This window comes from Pseudanabaena sp. PCC 9330 (genome assembly GCF_055795045.1).
Genome location: NZ_JAYFES010000110.1, coordinates 65,579 through 82,120, shown reverse-complemented (window position 1 = coordinate 82,120; position 16,542 = coordinate 65,579). Strand labels below are relative to the sequence as shown.

The following is a 16,542-nucleotide window of genomic DNA, read 5'->3' as shown; positions in this document are numbered from 1 at the left end:
CCTTGGGGGGCCAGAGATAGCCCACTTCAATGGGATGACGACGGGGGCCATGCACCACCACATCCCTGGGCAAGCGTAAACAATAGTGCCAGCGACTCTGGCTCAGCCACTCGAGTAGGTCATGGTTGGCAAACCCTCGGTCGGCTAACAGCATGACATCACGGTGGGACTGCAACAGCCGATGGGCCAACCTAAGCATGGGCAAATACCGCTCTGTGCTGACCGTGGCACTGGAATGCTCCAACACCCGCCACAGCAGCGGCACCGCTCGTCCGCAACAGGTCACCGACAGGTGAATCATGCAGTAACGATTCCACAAGACCGTCGTATCCAGCGCCAGGTAGAGCCGCCGTCCCTTCCACCGATGGATAGCCGCCAAGACCAGAGGCACGTACAGACTTTTGATCCGCACTCGACGATTGCCCATAAAGCGCTGCCATCGTCGTTCGGTGCTTTGCGCTTGGCGGGCACGACTCGGCACATACGACTCCCATTCCGGTAGGCTCAACGTGCTGCTGCACACCAAGGCGGTCACCATCCAGGCCAGCGCCTTGAGGTGCCGCAGATCCCGGCGATGGCTATATTGACGCAGCAAGGACAGCACTTGATCGCAGCAAGGACAGCACTTGATCATAGAGACAGGTGGTGGCTGACATGGTACAGACCCTGAGATACGCAAATTTCAGCGTCTCATGTCACCTCACCTTTTCCCCCTCGCGTCACGAGGTTTCAAGCCTTTCACCCACTTCTGTCAGGCAGTCAGCTTGAAGGCTGAGATTGTCACTTCAGCTATGACATCAGTGTCGGCTTCCGTCTCGTTTCTGATCACGATTTGAGGGTTCATGGTCGTTCGTTGATCCTTCCTACTGGCCAATTACTAATTTTAGAGATAGGCATTGAGCCTAAGCCGCCACCAACGAGTCAAAGCAGTTCACCGTGATTGGTCTAAAAAACTCAGCTCAACAACCTGGTTGAGCTGAGGCAAGCTAGAGCAGGCAACGTCTAGAACGTAATCCAGCTAGGAGGATTCGTGAACCAAGGGGGCGTTAGGCACGAGCTGCCATCCGCAAACAGGAGCGAGAACAAATAGGTTTCCATCCACTCATCCGAAGCAAGGGAAAACCCGCGTTCGACACCCTCAAAGTAGTGGCTGAAATTAGATGATCGCCAATCGCCGGGAAATCGAATAGTTGGCGCATCAGAGGTAGAGCCGTAAGACGCATTACCCTGCACATTTTTGTTAGAGATGGGGTAATTACCATCAGCTGCACGTAGCCAGTAGTCCCTATTCCGTTGGAAGCTCCAGGACGAAATAACGATGTTGCCGTTGTAGCCGTAACAGAAAGTAGCATTTGGAGGAATCGTAAACCCAGGCCCAGCTGAGTTTGGAAAGTCACTCGGCCCCCATGGTCCGTCGGGGAAACCATCGCTATCCCGGTCATTGGGAATGCCGTCGCCCGTTGAATCGTCCACCAATCCATCGCCGTTGAAGTCGTGGATCGTGGGGTTATAGGTGGCCAGGGTGAAATCGTACATGCTGGGCGAGCCAGAACCTCCACCAGAGCCATCTGAACCATCTCCACTGCCAGAGTCACCACCGGAACTGCCAGAGCCGCCAGGGTCACCAGAACCACCCGAGTCACCACTACCTGGGTCATTCCCAGCACCGCCAGAACCGCTGCCGCCCCCGGCACCACCGCCCGAGTCGCCGCTTTCACCCCCACCGGCACCACCAGGAGCCAGGGCACTGGGGAGGCTGCGGGCTGAAGCAACTAGATCTGCTGCTACCTCACTGCCAGCGATCGCCTGAGCAAAGATGTCAGTCCAGGGCTGAGGCAGGTACAAGTTACCTCGATAGCACTCCAGGGGCGTGGTCTGGGGAATTTGGTTGATCAGAAACTCGGCATAGGTGTTGGTCGATTTGGTGGGCAGCAGGATGCTCTGGTTGAAGTTGATGCTATTGGTCTCACGGATACGCAGGAAACCACAGCTATTGGTTCGTCGGTTCAGAATGCGGAGCTGGCCCGGATAAGTGATGGTGTAGCGAGTATCGGGCAACTTGCCGACGATCACCAGGTCGCCGCCCTCAGTGGTGAAGTGGTTGGGCCGTTCTTCATCGAGGGCGTAGGAGCCATCAGCCTTTTGCCGACAGTTGGGTCGAATGCGTCTTTGCAGGTTAGCGGGGTTGATCACAGCCCCATCAACTTGAACGCTGGCAGTCGGGTAGTTGGCGGAGGAAGTCACGACTAGAAACCCGCACTTGGTCGAGGTGAGGTTGCGGCTGGGCGCAGTGTCGAGGCCCACCTGTACCTGGGCATTAGGCGGTAACTTATAGACGGAAATGGCCCCCTCACTATCACGGTACACATGACCTTGAGAGCCCATTAGCGGGGCAGCCAGCAGCATCAATAGGGGAATGGAGGAGAGTTTCATAATAAAAAAGCCTCTCTATCGAGAGGCTGGTATCAGCGTGTGTGTGAGGAAAACGTTTTTACGGCCAGCCAGCGGGCATGTAGAGCTGCCCACTACGGCAAAGAGGTTCTGGGTTCGCCTCTGGCAATGTGTTGAGGTCATAGGTGGTGCCACCAATCTCAAAGGTTTGGTTGGCCGCATCCTCCCAAGGGATCGTGCTGGTGCCGTTGATCGCCGCAAATCCACAGGCGTTGGCGGTTACGTTCCGGGTGCGGCCCCCGGCGTAAACTGCCTCGTAGACTGTATTGGGTGTTTTGACAATCACCACCTCGCCTGCGCCGGTCTTAAAGTTTGTGGCCCGTGCTTCTTCCAGGTTGCCATCGACGCATCTGGGCAGCAGTTGGGTGGGCAATGCCGCTTGGTCAATGGTGGCTCCATCCACAGATACCAGATTGGACAAAGCGTTAGAGGCACTGTCCCGTAGTAGTACCAAACCACAGCCGTTGGCGGTCACTCGACGGGAGGAGGTCGCACCAGGATAGGTCATGGTAAGCCGCTCTCCAGGGCTGCGGTTGGCCACGATCACCTGCTCCGAGCCATTGGAACGGGTTACTTTGTAAACGGTGTTGCTGTTGAACACCTGGGCCGAGGCAAAGGGGGCGATCGCTGCCGCCGCCAACAGCCCCATCCCAGTCATAGCGAGAAATTTACGTCTTTTCATATCAACTAACTGCAAACCTCCATCGAGTGGACTACCGGGAACACTGGTTTAACGGTACTTTTTCAAAGCCAGGATCCACGTCCGGCACACTATGGGATTGCATCAATGAAAATGGTGAAACTATGGCCTGTTTTGGCCTTCTGTCTCAGTGGTCTTACGGGGTGCGCGGTAGGCAATGTGGTGCAGCGGGGTGAAACCCAGCGCTTTGCTGACCAGCAGACCGAATACTGGGCCGTCGCACAGGTGGAGGACGATCAGACCCTAGGGCTGACCCAGGGCGATCGCATGGAAAGGGCTATTCTCTTTGGTATTGGTGGCTTACCGCCCAATGACCCGCTAGGCCAGGAAAGTCTCGACCACCTCAAGCAGCTACTAGCCGAGAGCACTGAGGGAGCTGTGGGGGTGGTGCCGGTGGGGCGTGACTCGGCAGGTTATCTAGTGACTGAGGTGTTTGTGGTCACCGGGGGTACTGAAGAGGTTCACGTCAATAGGCCAGATGGTCTTGGATGGCATGGCCACTGTAGAGGACACGGTGCAAGTCTGCCCCAATGAGTTGGTGATGGTGACAGCTGAACACCGGGCCAAGGATGCGGCGGTTGGGATGTGGCAGGAGGGTGAGGCTGGCGAATGACAATGGACTTTGCAATCGCCGTTTCAATCCCTGAGAGGGCTTGGGGTCGGTTAGAGCGTCTCATTGTCGGCGTAGAGCATGCGCAGCATGATCGTTTCAATCCCTGAGAGGGCTTGGGGTCGGTTAGAGCCTGCGAGGATGCCACCGGCACCGCTGAGGCCTACGTTTCAATCCCTGAGAGGGCTTGGGGTCGGTTAGAGCGTGGCCTCTACTTTGCATTCGGTCGTAATTTTGATGTTTCAATCCCTGAGAGGGCTTGGGGTCGGTTAGAGCCAAATCCTAATCGCCACCCTGATTTTATCCAATAGGTTTCAATCCCTGAGAGGGCTTGGGGTCGGTTAGAGCGTCGGGGCATCGGTGGAGGGCCAGTCGTAATCGGCGTTTCAATCCCTGAGAGGGCTTGGGGTCGGTTAGAGCCGACTACTGGGATACCAATTACCTGCCCCAGCTTCAGCTTGTTTCAATCCCTGAGAGGGCTTGGGGTCGGTTAGAGCGCTGCTGCATATCGCCCTAAAACTTGCTGTGAGCCTGTTTCAATCCCTGAGAGGGCTTGGGGTCGGTTAGAGCCTCATCAGTCGGCGGGCTGTCCACTTTTCCTTGATGTTTCAATCCCTGAGAGGGCTTGGGGTCGGTTAGAGCCCGGCATGGGCTGGGGTAACTGTTGCTCCGCTGCTGTTTCAATCCCTGAGAGGGCTTGGGGTCGGTTAGAGCGGCTAATGATGCCAAGAAACAGAAGGGATTTAATGTTTCAATCCCTGAGAGGGCTTGGGGTCGGTTAGAGCCCGGAGAAAGTCAACGGCCAGATCAAAGACGATTCGTTTCAATCCCTGAGAGGGCTTGGGGTCGGTTAGAGCGCAGCGTACCCCATCAACCAGGAATGCACCGGCTGGTTTCAATCCCTGAGAGGGCTTGGGGTCGGTTAGAGCACATGGATCGCAAAAAGGGCGGGCGCGGTTACATCGTTTCAATCCCTGAGAGGGCTTGGGGTCGGTTAGAGCGCTACGGTTATCTGCGTTGTACTGGCCACGCTGGCGTTTCAATCCCTGAGAGGGCTTGGGGTCGGTTAGAGCTATAAGTGAATCACCTAGCCAATGGCTAGCCATTGTTTCAATCCCTGAGAGGGCTTGGGGTCGGTTAGAGCGCATACTGAAAAACGATGCTGCCCCCTGATGCAGTGTTTCAATCCCTGAGAGGGCTTGGGGTCGGTTAGAGCAAGCTGATAAAGCCTGAGACCCTGCCGGTCGACGTGTTTCAATCCCTGAGAGGGCTTGGGGTCGGTTAGAGCGAGCTAGAGACTCGGCTAGAAGCATTTAAGGGCATTGTTTCAATCCCTGAGAGGGCTTGGGGTCGGTTAGAGCGCGACAATCCAAACTTGTTATTTCGCCGCTCCCTGTTTCAATCCCTGAGAGGGCTTGGGGTCGGTTAGAGCCTGGCACCCACAGCAGCCACAGGCACGACAGAGCAGTTTCAATCCCTGAGAGGGCTTGGGGTCGGTTAGAGCAACTAACAGAAATCCGGCCAAACCTACTGAAACTGTTTCAATCCCTGAGAGGGCTTGGGGTCGGTTAGAGCGTGTTCACCCCATCGCTCAGGATTAGCTGGGCGGTGTTTCAATCCCTGAGAGGGCTTGGGGTCGGTTAGAGCGGCTCACGGGGAAGGTTCAACGCCTCCCCCAACTGTTTCAATCCCTGAGAGGGCTTGGGGTCGGTTAGAGCCAAACATCAGATCCGCATCCTTTGATTTGCGGGTGTTTCAATCCCTGAGAGGGCTTGGGGTCGGTTAGAGCGGGCCGTCGCCCCCAAGATGGTGGCGACCAACCTGTTTCAATCCCTGAGAGGGCTTGGGGTCGGTTAGAGCGGAATATGCCCCCAGTCAGGTCGTTCAGTTTTTTGGTTTCAATCCCTGAGAGGGCTTGGGGTCGGTTAGAGCTTTCCCTGATTTTACCCAGCGCCTACAGGTTAGTGTTTCAATCCCTGAGAGGGCTTGGGGTCGGTTAGAGCCCCCGCCGACCACTGCCCCGCCGACTGCGCTACTGTTTCAATCCCTGAGAGGGCTTGGGGTCGGTTAGAGCCTCTATCAGTGCGGCTGTGTTGGCCGTCATACCAGTTTCAATCCCTGAGAGGGCTTGGGGTCGGTTAGAGCGCTAGAGGCAATAGCAACCAACATCGACTTGCCTGTTTCAATCCCTGAGAGGGCTTGGGGTCGGTTAGAGCGCGGGGCCAAGGTATTCCAGGGGCCGGGGTCGCTGTTTCAATCCCTGAGAGGGCTTGGGGTCGGTTAGAGCGTCTACAGGTTAGTGATCTGTTGGCGGTGGTTGTGTTTCAATCCCTGAGAGGGCTTGGGGTCGGTTAGAGCCGGGGGCTGCATCGCCGAATAGGCTTGACGGTTTGTTTCAATCCCTGAGAGGGCTTGGGGTCGGTTAGAGCGCGCTGCTAGGCAAGGCTGGCGGCAACGCATTGAGGTTTCAATCCCTGAGAGGGCTTGGGGTCGGTTAGAGCGCCGCACTATCTCTGTTTGGCGATGCACCCACGGCGTTTCAATCCCTGAGAGGGCTTGGGGTCGGTTAGAGCCCCTGAGCAAAACCACCACCCTCTACACCATTGATGTTTCAATCCCTGAGAGGGCTTGGGGTCGGTTAGAGCCTACATTTGAGGTGCTAGCTAGGTTGGCAATTTCGTTTCAATCCCTGAGAGGGCTTGGGGTCGGTTAGAGCCTCTCGGAATACTTCACTGCTTAGCCCCGCAATTGTTTCAATCCCTGAGAGGGCTTGGGGTCGGTTAGAGCGTGACAACGCCCGCCTGGAAGTCAGTGCCCTGCGAGTTTCAATCCCTGAGAGGGCTTGGGGTCGGTTAGAGCTACTGGATAGGGGCGATGGGCCTAAGGTAAATTAGTTTCAATCCCTGAGAGGGCTTGGGGTCGGTTAGAGCGTAGTCAGCTCTACGGGGATGTTGAGGCCCGCCGCGTTTCAATCCCTGAGAGGGCTTGGGGTCGGTTAGAGCCTGACGAGCGCGATCGCCATGAGCGGTTCACCATGTTTCAATCCCTGAGAGGGCTTGGGGTCGGTTAGAGCGAGGTGCCACTTCCACTTGCGGGCCAGGTAACACGTTTCAATCCCTGAGAGGGCTTGGGGTCGGTTAGAGCGCGATCGCGGAACTCTAAAGCGCCGGATTGCAGTAGTTTCAATCCCTGAGAGGGCTTGGGGTCGGTTAGAGCGCATGCCCCTGCCGCAGCCGTGAAATAAAGCTGTGTTTCAATCCCTGAGAGGGCTTGGGGTCGGTTAGAGCCTCAAAGACAGGTCGCCCAAGATATGGGACTGGTTGTTTCAATCCCTGAGAGGGCTTGGGGTCGGTTAGAGCTCACCACTACCAAAGAGAGCCGGTACAACGACGAGTTTCAATCCCTGAGAGGGCTTGGGGTCGGTTAGAGCCACCCAGGTCAGTCCTAGAGCCCCCAGCGGATATGTTTCAATCCCTGAGAGGGCTTGGGGTCGGTTAGAGCTTACTCGCGGCATCCGACTAGATGGGGCTGCGCTAGTTTCAATCCCTGAGAGGGCTTGGGGTCGGTTAGAGCCAAGAACATGATTAATCAGAGGCCCAAAGTACTCTGTTTCAATCCCTGAGAGGGCTTGGGGTCGGTTAGAGCCGAAACGGGGCTGATCAAAACCACGGCCACCCTCGTTTCAATCCCTGAGAGGGCTTGGGGTCGGTTAGAGCCTGCCTCATCCCACGGCTTGCCCTGTGTTGTGGCGTTTCAATCCCTGAGAGGGCTTGGGGTCGGTTAGAGCGGTGAGCCGCTACCGGGCAGGGATGCCCCGCATTGTTTCAATCCCTGAGAGGGCTTGGGGTCGGTTAGAGCTAGATGAGCTGTTCATGACCTCCCAGGTGTGGCCTGTTTCAATCCCTGAGAGGGCTTGGGGTCGGTTAGAGCATCCGGCCAGTTTGAACCGAGCGATCGCGACAAACTGTTTCAATCCCTGAGAGGGCTTGGGGTCGGTTAGAGCTTGGGACGGGTTTCTAGAGCAGTGCGATCGCGAGTGGTTTCAATCCCTGAGAGGGCTTGGGGTCGGTTAGAGCGAAAGACCTGATCGACATTGTGCCGATCATCAAAGTTTCAATCCCTGAGAGGGCTTGGGGTCGGTTAGAGCCTATATGGCCCTGGCAAGTCCCTACTATTTTGAGAGTTTCAATCCCTGAGAGGGCTTGGGGTCGGTTAGAGCCCCGTCACCCGCTATCGCAGTCGCCTTAAACAATGTTTCAATCCCTGAGAGGGCTTGGGGTCGGTTAGAGCCACCAGGTGCAGTTCCCTCATCTCGGCCCAATCTGTTTCAATCCCTGAGAGGGCTTGGGGTCGGTTAGAGCGAACCGCAGCGCGTCAGCCTCATTGAGGAAGCCGGTTTCAATCCCTGAGAGGGCTTGGGGTCGGTTAGAGCCCAGCGCAAGCTCTGAGCTAGTGCCCACCGCTGCTGTTTCAATCCCTGAGAGGGCTTGGGGTCGGTTAGAGCGGCCCACCCATCAGGTATCTGCCAAGGCGTAGGCGTTTCAATCCCTGAGAGGGCTTGGGGTCGGTTAGAGCGCGAGTCCTGGCCTGGCTGATAGGTGCACATCTCCGTTTCAATCCCTGAGAGGGCTTGGGGTCGGTTAGAGCGCCCGCCATGGTCGCCTTGTACCAGGTTGGCAACTCTGTTTCAATCCCTGAGAGGGCTTGGGGTCGGTTAGAGCACACTGGCACAATAGATCAGTTGACGCTGGGCACGTTTCAATCCCTGAGAGGGCTTGGGGTCGGTTAGAGCCCAGACTGCCCACCGCGATCGCCCTTTCGGTATTTGTTTCAATCCCTGAGAGGGCTTGGGGTCGGTTAGAGCTAGATAGGCATTAGGGTGCACCTCCAAATAGTTTTGTTTCAATCCCTGAGAGGGCTTGGGGTCGGTTAGAGCGGGCAACACTCGGCAGTTGAGCGATCGCCGTAGACGTTTCAATCCCTGAGAGGGCTTGGGGTCGGTTAGAGCCCACCGCATAAGCCCACGCCAGCACCAGCAGCACGTTTCAATCCCTGAGAGGGCTTGGGGTCGGTTAGAGCCACTTGAGCCAGCCGAAAGCACTGATGCTCAGTGGTTTCAATCCCTGAGAGGGCTTGGGGTCGGTTAGAGCCCCCGCCGCCGCTGGGATGTGACCGGGCCAAAGTACGTTTCAATCCCTGAGAGGGCTTGGGGTCGGTTAGAGCTACCCCCATATGGGGAGCCATCCTAGCCAGCCTTGTTTCAATCCCTGAGAGGGCTTGGGGTCGGTTAGAGCCCGCTATCTGCGGGGATGCCCCGGTACTACAGAGTTGTTTCAATCCCTGAGAGGGCTTGGGGTCGGTTAGAGCCACATTCAATGACTGCTGCCCGTCAGCGCCATCAATGTTTCAATCCCTGAGAGGGCTTGGGGTCGGTTAGAGCGTTACACCCCTCAGCACAGCCCGACTGGCTGACCTGTTTCAATCCCTGAGAGGGCTTGGGGTCGGTTAGAGCGAAGGTTCCGGTATCTGCAAATGAACCAGTCGATGTTTCAATCCCTGAGAGGGCTTGGGGTCGGTTAGAGCGGGCCACTGCACAGGGCGTAATCCGCGCCCGCTATGTTTCAATCCCTGAGAGGGCTTGGGGTCGGTTAGAGCCACGGTTAACGGCTTGGTTATATGCCTCAACTTCTGTTTCAATCCCTGAGAGGGCTTGGGGTCGGTTAGAGCGATGCAGGCGATGGCGGATGCGTGGGCCACTGGGGTGTTTCAATCCCTGAGAGGGCTTGGGGTCGGTTAGAGCCGGGCCAGTCACCGCCCAGGTGAGGGTGAGCTTCGTTTCAATCCCTGAGAGGGCTTGGGGTCGGTTAGAGCGGGATGTTTTTCGGATCGCTGCAAGCGAACTGTTTGTTTCAATCCCTGAGAGGGCTTGGGGTCGGTTAGAGCCGGGCATTCCAGACGATTGCCAATGCCTCAGTAGGTTTCAATCCCTGAGAGGGCTTGGGGTCGGTTAGAGCAATCGCACCCTTCCACCACCAACCCCGGCACCAGCGTTTCAATCCCTGAGAGGGCTTGGGGTCGGTTAGAGCTCGGTAGCGTGGTATTCAGCGGGGGGCGAAAGACGTTTCAATCCCTGAGAGGGCTTGGGGTCGGTTAGAGCCTGGATCAATCGTTGCTGTCGGGATCAGGTGTAAGTTTCAATCCCTGAGAGGGCTTGGGGTCGGTTAGAGCCCCAAATCATCAGCGAGGGCATTGCCGCGCAGCTCGTTTCAATCCCTGAGAGGGCTTGGGGTCGGTTAGAGCGCCGTTAAGCACGCTGACGCATTAGTTGCAGCACGTTTCAATCCCTGAGAGGGCTTGGGGTCGGTTAGAGCGAGGCTGGCTTCAAGGCCAACGATGCTATCACTCTGTTTCAATCCCTGAGAGGGCTTGGGGTCGGTTAGAGCGGCGGGCATCTGAAAACCTTACAGTATTTGGTTTTCAAGGTTCGAAAGCGCGGATATGCCGATTTTATCATCCTCGACATTAAAAATGGGTTTTTAGCGCTGTAGCTAAAATCTTGAAACCGTCTCAGCTCAAGGGATATAGGCATTGCGCGGATCGTATTGGAAAGAATAATGCCTAAACTTGGCTGGGGGACGGCATTTTGAGCAAAGATAAGGAGCGATTAAACCCCAACACCTACTCACTCGCGCCAGCCCCTCAGGCAAAAAATATGGTTTCATCTCGCACCGCTTCACCGCCAATCCGCTCCACCTTTGGCTGACAGCATTCGCACAGGAAGTAAAGCCTAATGCTGTCTTCTTCAGGCTTGATAAGCTTGTTAAGACGATTGCGCAACTTGGTGTACTGAGTAGCGGTCAGGCTACATTCAAACACACTGAACTGCATCCACTGCCCATAGGACGACAGCACCTTATGAATTTTAGTGCGGCGTTTGTCTTCAGAAATATCGTAGGTGATGACAACGTGCATGGCTCACTTTAGAACTAGCGGTGGGTACTGCTCTGTCTCAGCCATTAGGTATTTAGCCAGCAGGCGAGCCTGAATCTCAAAGGCTTCTTGATAGGTGCATTGGCGACCCATGACGGGATGCTTAAATTTTGACTGCTTCTTTTGCTCGTAAAGCCTTAGAAATTTGCGGCGACCGTCATCTGTAAGCGATACCGTATAGCTGACAGGTTCACTAGAAAAATCATCGGGGGTTAGCGCCTTGCGGTTGATGGCCGAGAGCACCATGGCGTCTACCACCAGAGGGCGAAACTCTTCCATCAAATCGAGGGCCAGGGAGGGCCGACCGTAGCGCTGGGTGTGAAGATAGCCTAGGTAAGGGTCAAAGCCGACAATGTTGATCGCGCCTTGAATGTCATGGGTAAGCAAGGCGTAGCCAAAGCTTAGAAGAGAATTGACTGGGTCAGTGGGCGGGCGACGACAGCGGGTTTTGAAGCTAAAGTCACTATTGCGTATGAGGCGATCAAAGTGGCCAAAGTAGGCAGCGCTACCAGCCCCTTCTAACCCCCGTAGGGCATCAATGATAGAGGTTTGGTTAATGGGGTTAATAGCTTGTTCTAGGCGAGTGATGCCCGGTTCTAGGCCGTCGATACCCTCTCGCTGCGATCGCAGTAACATGGTGCGGTAGTTCTTCAGCTTGCCGCGAATGAAACCCTGCACAGCATGGATAGAACGCTCGGTTTCACCTGCGGCCTGCCACTGGGCCGATCGCACAAAGATGTTTTTATTCAGCTCGGGCTCTAGCCGCCCCAAAAATCGCCCGGTGCCGGTCATAAAGCTGAGGGGGATCTTGCGCTCTAGTAACTCAATTAGAGCAGCGGGGGAGACTGTAGCTCGGCCTAGGATAACAACCCCATCGACTTTAATCAGGGGTACATCCAGCAGAGTTTCTTTTTGGGCACGCACCCGCAAGCGCTCGTCAGTTTTGCCTATAAAGGCATCGTCGGTGGAGATATAGACGGTTCCCATGGCGATTTAGAGACTCCTTAAAGGGTTTCTTTGTAGCGGCTTACTTTGGTAGCCGCTTGGGGCAGGCATTGGGCGTAGAGGCTACAGCCTCGACAGCGCTTGGTATAAATCGGGGGCGGCATAGCGCCAGTGTGGAGAAGGGTTTGAACGGCGGTGATAGTTGCGATCGCATACTCCCTCAGCGCTGACGAAATCTCTACCGCCTGCCGCTGGTGCGACTGGGCGTAGTAGACAAAGCCTTGGGTAATGGTGGTGCCGGTCATATCTTCCAGACAGAGCGCCTGGGCGCAGACTTGAAGTTCGTCGTTGTCGAATTCGCCCCGGTGGCCTCGTTTGTACTCCACTGGGAAGAGTTGGCCACCGGTTTCTTCGATCAGATCAGATTTGCCGATTAGGCCGTAGCGATCGCTCTTGAGCCAAATAGCCCTCACTTGCCAGGTTTCTTCTCGATGGTTGCTGCCTAGGGTGTGGACTCGATCATGTAGGCCGGTGCCTTCAAGGGTGTATTGATTGTCGATGAACTCCCCAGCGCAGAACATACGCCAGCAGCGATGAGGGCAGTAAGCGTACTGGTTCAGGGCTGCGATGGGGATGTAGTCAGCTTCAGTCATCAGTTTTAGTCCTCACCTTGACGCCTTTGCTGAGGTATTTAGTGATAGATTCACCGAGCTGTTCTTCTACTGATTTGGGGGGCGGCTTGCTGAAGACATCGCGGGTGAAGCAGTAGAGCACAACCCCAAGCATGATGAAAATTTCCACGGCGGAACTCCTAAAAATGGCAAGCGGACTTGTGCCCTTACTACAAAGGGCTAACAAAGCTGAAATTTAGGGGTAGCTAGGTCACTCGACGGGCCATACCCATGCCCATAGGGGTTTTACGCCCCACCCCGGCATAGAGGGCAAAATCGGCCAGGGTGTTGAGTTGCTTTATGGTGTCGCGATCAAGGTTGCCGAGAATTTGGAAGGTGACTTTGCCAACGCAGCCCATGAACTTGTTGGCGGGGTTGACCCTGGCCCCGGTATGCTGAAACTGGGTGCGGGGATCTTGGGCTACCTCAGTACGAATATCAAAGTAGCTGGGTTGGACGGCGTTGATAATGTCTGGGGAAAACTCAAGGCCGCTATGGTGGTTCCAGCGACGGAGCAGGCTGCCGAAGACACTGGCAGGGATAGGCATGGCGGAATCATATTTACCCTGGCGAAAGGCGGTGGGGGTGTAGAACTGGAGGGTAAGCTTGCGGTCTGTTTCGGAAGCCTGGTTGTGAAGCTGTTGGTAATTGCAGAAGTTGGCCCAAGGCTGCATGCTCTGGGGGGTGCCTAGAATGCTGGTGATGTGCAGGTCGGCTGGCCCCAGGTGCCAGGGTTGGTTGGGGTTGATGTTGAGCCAGAGCTGACTGAGTTGGCCAAAGAGGCGATCATCGAGCAGTGAGATACGCCACCAGCAGGGGGTGCCGGGGGAGACAGGCTGGTGGTATTGCCATTGCATAGAGCTTGACGCTAGTTCAGTGGAGCGATCGGGCTTGCTCCGTAGCTGTGGCCTGTGGCTGCGAACAAGCTGCAACGGACTGAGGGTAAAGGATTTGTTACCTTCGTTCGCGTGGAGTTGGTTCCCCATGGCCATATCCACCGAACTAACTAGGCTGAGGAAGAGGGCGTGGAGGTGTTTGCCGGTCGTGAAGCCGGGAGGTATGGGGGATTCAGGGAGGATGTTGAGGACAAGGCTATGTGGCATGGCTAGGCGACCCAAAATTCTTCGTTGTCAGGACTTTGTAGAGATACACCTGCAGCGGCTATGGCAAGGATGCCGGAAAGACTTGGAAAGAACAAATATTCTCTAGGCTTTAAGCTGTCGGATCCAGAAACATAAATGGGATAGCACTCTAGCCCTTGCTTCCGTAGCTTAATAATTGCCCAACGATTTTTAGTATGTTCTTTGACGATAACACCTGGGATTAGCTGCTTCTCGATTTCTTTGATTAAGGCTGTAGGGCGAGTCGCACCACCAATCATGCGTTTAATAGAGCAGTTTTCAAAAGCAAACAATCTGCAAAGGTAGTTATTTTCAAATTCCTCCAGGCTATCGACATAGAGAGAAAATGCTAGGGAGTAGACTTGCTCTGCTCTACCGACAGCAATAATATGACTTCCATCTGATTCAAATTCATAGAACCTTAGCAGGTGTATGGGATCAATGATGGTTTCTCCCGCTTCATCCAACAGAAACTTATGAGGATCTTGAATCTTGATATTTTCAAAAAGACTGTCTCTAAAGCGGAATAAAGGGCTATAACTTATATGAAGAATTTTGGCATAACTGCGGAGTTCTTCTGCCAACTCAGAATCCTTCTTTAGAAGAGATTCCACTGAACTAATAGAATCACGACCCGCCTGAATATCTTCGTAGTCTTCTGGGCAGCAGGTTCTGAGGAAACTCATGAGGCAACTTTGACCACCTTTGATATACTTCCATTCTTTTTGGACTTTTTCTAATGATGATTTAGCAAGATTTTCTGCTCCATTTAACATTCTCATTCGCTTCTTGTGAAAATCCCAGTCTCGCTTACCTTGCAAAACTTCCTGAAGCACTCTGTACAAATCAGTAATAAGGCTCGCTTGAGGCAGCCCCTCTAGCTGAGTCTCTAACTCAAGAAGTGGTTTAGCAATTTCTAGAAAGGCTTCTGAGCGCCAGTAAATATCCAAGAAGGGACGTTTGAGGCAAACTAGAGTTTCGAGTTTTTGCTGTAATCCAGTGCGGCCAGCATCAACAGGGAGATCTAAGATGCCTTGTTCCCATGCCTGTTCTGGGAGATAGGCGATCGCATCTGAAGTAATATGCGTGACAGACTTGCCCAGCACTCGCCCCACACGACCAATTCGCTGCCAAAACGAAAAACGATCGCATGACGAGAAAATGAGCCAGTCTAAGTTCTGACGTTCCGTTTCAATATCTCGCTCAAAGTTAAAGCCTACATCAACAGTGCTAGTCGCCAAAATCACTTGCTTTTGGGCTGCTGAATGACGTTGTTCTTTTGGAGTATTACCAATAATGCGTCCAAAGTAGTGTTCGCCAATTTTATCTCTGAGCTGATCTACAATACGATTAAGTGTATCTTTAGAATCTAATATGACAGCTCCGTATTGATCAGGCTGACTCTGAAGCCGATTTATCACCTCGGCAGTTATTTCAACAATTAAGCTTTCTTTGTCTATCTGTTTACGAATCTCCAGGTTGACTGACGTTTGTGAGGGTATTTGATGACTCTCGCTGCTTTGTCCATCTATCTTTTTGATTTTGGCTCCTTCCTTCTCCAGAAGAGCCAGCGCTGCTTCACAGGCAGGTTCAGGAGTCGCCGTCAAAAGGACTATTTTGCGGCCATGTTCAAAATACTTAAAGACCTGAGATAAAGCCAAGTAAAAAAGTAAGCTAACTAGCTGCTTGGCATCGTAGAGATGAAACTCATCAAAGATAATGGTCGAAAAGCTGCCGTAAAACTCACTAGCGATGTTGCTTCTATCTTTCGAGCCATATTGAAAGAATGCTGCATAGTAAAAGATGTCGGGATTTGTGACTAAGAGTAAGGGGCAACCACCATGCTCAGGAAAAATCGTTGCAGGTTCTCTTAATAGGTTATAGATCTTTTCCCCGGGACGTTGTCCTACTCTATCGTCAGGCCATTCTCTAACCTGTTTAGCAGAGGCTGCTACTACGATATGAGGAAGTCTCGCAGCATCAACAAACTTTTGGGCGGCTTCAGTTTGCTGTTCAATTAGAGCATTGGTAGGGGCGATGTAAATGGCATTGCGATCGCGATTATGAGAAATAACACTCAAGCCAGCCTTAGTCTTACCTGTGCCAGTAGGAGCTAAGTCAAGAACGATATCGTGGGTCTTAGCGGCTTCGTAGACTTCAGCTTGGTGTTGCAGAACACCATGTTCAAAGGCATTCAGCAGCTCATCCGGAAGATCTGGACTAGTACAGGTGGCGATGCTGCGGGGTTCGAGCTGGATTTTAAGGTTACTCACGGTTGCGTCCTCCGCAAAATTCTAGGTTGGCTGGGAGGGTATAGTCGCCTACTTGCCAAGCAGATCCGCTAAAGCGCAGATTTTTGAGCAATGAGGCAGGGGGGATGGAGATCAGGTCAAAACTTAAGAGGCCCAGACCAGAGGGGAGATCCGCTGAGTTAAGGTAGGCATGGCAGTTGTACTCCCCTGGGGGTTGGGCAGTGACACCAACCGTTTTCACGATTTCAACCTTGACTTTGCTCATAAACTTACCGACCCGAATGTATTCAGGTAGTTCGCCATCGCCAAAGACAATGGTTTGAAAGCGGTTGCCCCGCTCAATCATTCGTAGGCGACCTGTTTGCGGGAAATTGCTGGGTCGAAAGGTATTTGGTTTCTTGCCTGTGCGCTTTAGGGGCAGGTCTTCTCTGGCAATGGCCACCCGGTTGTTGGTCATTGCGTACCAGTAGGAGTCTGACAGAGCATTAAATCGCTCAAAGCGAAACGAGGCTGAGGTGTCTACGGGCCAAGCTGGGAGAATATAGCGCTGGCCCGCCAAAGGGGTGAGGTCTTCGAGATAAGTGGGTCGCCCAGTGGCTTCCCCTAGCAGCCGGTAGGGCGATCGCGCCCAGCCCAGAGCATAAGCTAGGGCATAGTTCCCGATGGTGCCCTCGGTGTAATAAGTGTCGGATAGTTCTCTGGAGGCAAAGAAGACAGGTTCAGCGCACCATAGCTCTATCAGTTGAGCTGTTTTATAGGGTGGCGGGGTAGTTTGAAGCTCTAGCTCAACTTGGGTCATAGC

11 protein-coding genes and 1 CRISPR repeat array are annotated in these 16,542 nt (G+C 54.1%); of the genes, 1 reads left to right on the top strand and 10 read right to left on the bottom strand.

Annotated features, from left to right (window positions below):
* The 3 genes from AC0QKW_RS16360 to AC0QKW_RS16350 all read right to left on the bottom strand — a co-directional run.
* On the bottom strand, positions 1 to 604 hold a 604-nt coding region (locus tag AC0QKW_RS16360; RefSeq protein WP_473152152.1), incomplete at its 3' end, for a transposase.
* A 398-nt stretch (positions 605 to 1,002) separates the two neighbouring features.
* Positions 1,003 to 2,433, bottom strand: coding sequence for a hypothetical protein (locus AC0QKW_RS16355; protein WP_473152151.1), 1,431 nt, complete (start codon positions 2,431 to 2,433; stop codon positions 1,003 to 1,005).
* A gap of 58 nt (positions 2,434 to 2,491) precedes the next feature.
* Positions 2,492 to 3,133 (bottom strand): hypothetical protein, encoded by a 642-nt coding sequence (locus tag AC0QKW_RS16350; RefSeq protein WP_473152150.1) that lies wholly within the window; start codon positions 3,131 to 3,133, stop codon positions 2,492 to 2,494.
* A 105-nt stretch (positions 3,134 to 3,238) separates the two neighbouring features.
* On the opposite strand from AC0QKW_RS16350, the gene AC0QKW_RS16345 reads away from it, so the two are divergent.
* Positions 3,239 to 3,685 carry a hypothetical protein gene (locus AC0QKW_RS16345; protein WP_473152149.1) on the top strand — a complete coding sequence of 149 codons (447 nt, stop codon included), beginning with the start codon at positions 3,239 to 3,241 and terminating at the stop codon, positions 3,683 to 3,685.
* Positions 3,686 to 3,784: 99 nt separating this feature from the next.
* A CRISPR array of direct repeats spans positions 3,785 to 10,204; the repeat unit is 37 nt; unit sequence GTTTCAATCCCTGAGAGGGCTTGGGGTCGGTTAGAGC.
* Between the two features lie 256 nt (positions 10,205 to 10,460).
* On the opposite strand, the gene cas2 is transcribed toward AC0QKW_RS16345, so the two are convergent.
* The 7 genes from cas2 to cas5d all read right to left on the bottom strand — a co-directional run bounded on the left by cas2 (position 10,461) and on the right by cas5d (position 16,539).
* On the bottom strand, positions 10,461 to 10,733 hold the full coding sequence (cas2, locus tag AC0QKW_RS16340) for a CRISPR-associated endonuclease Cas2 (RefSeq protein ID WP_473152148.1): 273 nt from the start codon (positions 10,731 to 10,733) through the stop codon (positions 10,461 to 10,463).
* A 3-nt stretch (positions 10,734 to 10,736) separates the two neighbouring features.
* The gene (gene cas1d, locus AC0QKW_RS16335; protein ID WP_473152147.1) at positions 10,737 to 11,738 is read right to left on the bottom strand and encodes a type I-D CRISPR-associated endonuclease Cas1d; all 1,002 of its coding nucleotides are present in this window, start codon (positions 11,736 to 11,738) and stop codon (positions 10,737 to 10,739) included.
* Positions 11,739 to 11,755: 17 nt separating this feature from the next.
* Positions 11,756 to 12,349, bottom strand: coding sequence for a CRISPR-associated protein Cas4 (cas4, locus tag AC0QKW_RS16330; RefSeq protein WP_473152146.1), 594 nt, complete (start codon positions 12,347 to 12,349; stop codon positions 11,756 to 11,758).
* Complete coding sequence (locus tag AC0QKW_RS16325) at positions 12,342 to 12,497, bottom strand: hypothetical protein (protein WP_473152145.1); 156 nt, start codon at positions 12,495 to 12,497, stop codon at positions 12,342 to 12,344. The genes cas4 and AC0QKW_RS16325 overlap by 8 nt, the downstream gene beginning before the upstream one ends.
* Positions 12,498 to 12,573: 76 nt before the next feature.
* Positions 12,574 to 13,470, bottom strand: coding sequence for a CRISPR-associated endoribonuclease Cas6 (gene cas6 / locus AC0QKW_RS16320; RefSeq protein ID WP_473152144.1), 897 nt, complete (start codon positions 13,468 to 13,470; stop codon positions 12,574 to 12,576).
* A gap of 2 nt (positions 13,471 to 13,472) precedes the next feature.
* Positions 13,473 to 15,761: a type I-D CRISPR-associated helicase Cas3' gene (gene cas3, locus AC0QKW_RS16315; protein ID WP_473152143.1), complete on the bottom strand. Its 2,289-nt coding sequence runs from the start codon at positions 15,759 to 15,761 to the stop codon at positions 13,473 to 13,475.
* On the bottom strand, positions 15,754 to 16,539 hold the full coding sequence (cas5d, locus tag AC0QKW_RS16310; RefSeq protein ID WP_473152142.1) for a type I-D CRISPR-associated protein Cas5/Csc1: 786 nt from the start codon (positions 16,537 to 16,539) through the stop codon (positions 15,754 to 15,756). The genes cas3 and cas5d overlap by 8 nt, the downstream gene beginning before the upstream one ends.
* Positions 16,540 to 16,542 lie beyond the last annotated feature (3 nt).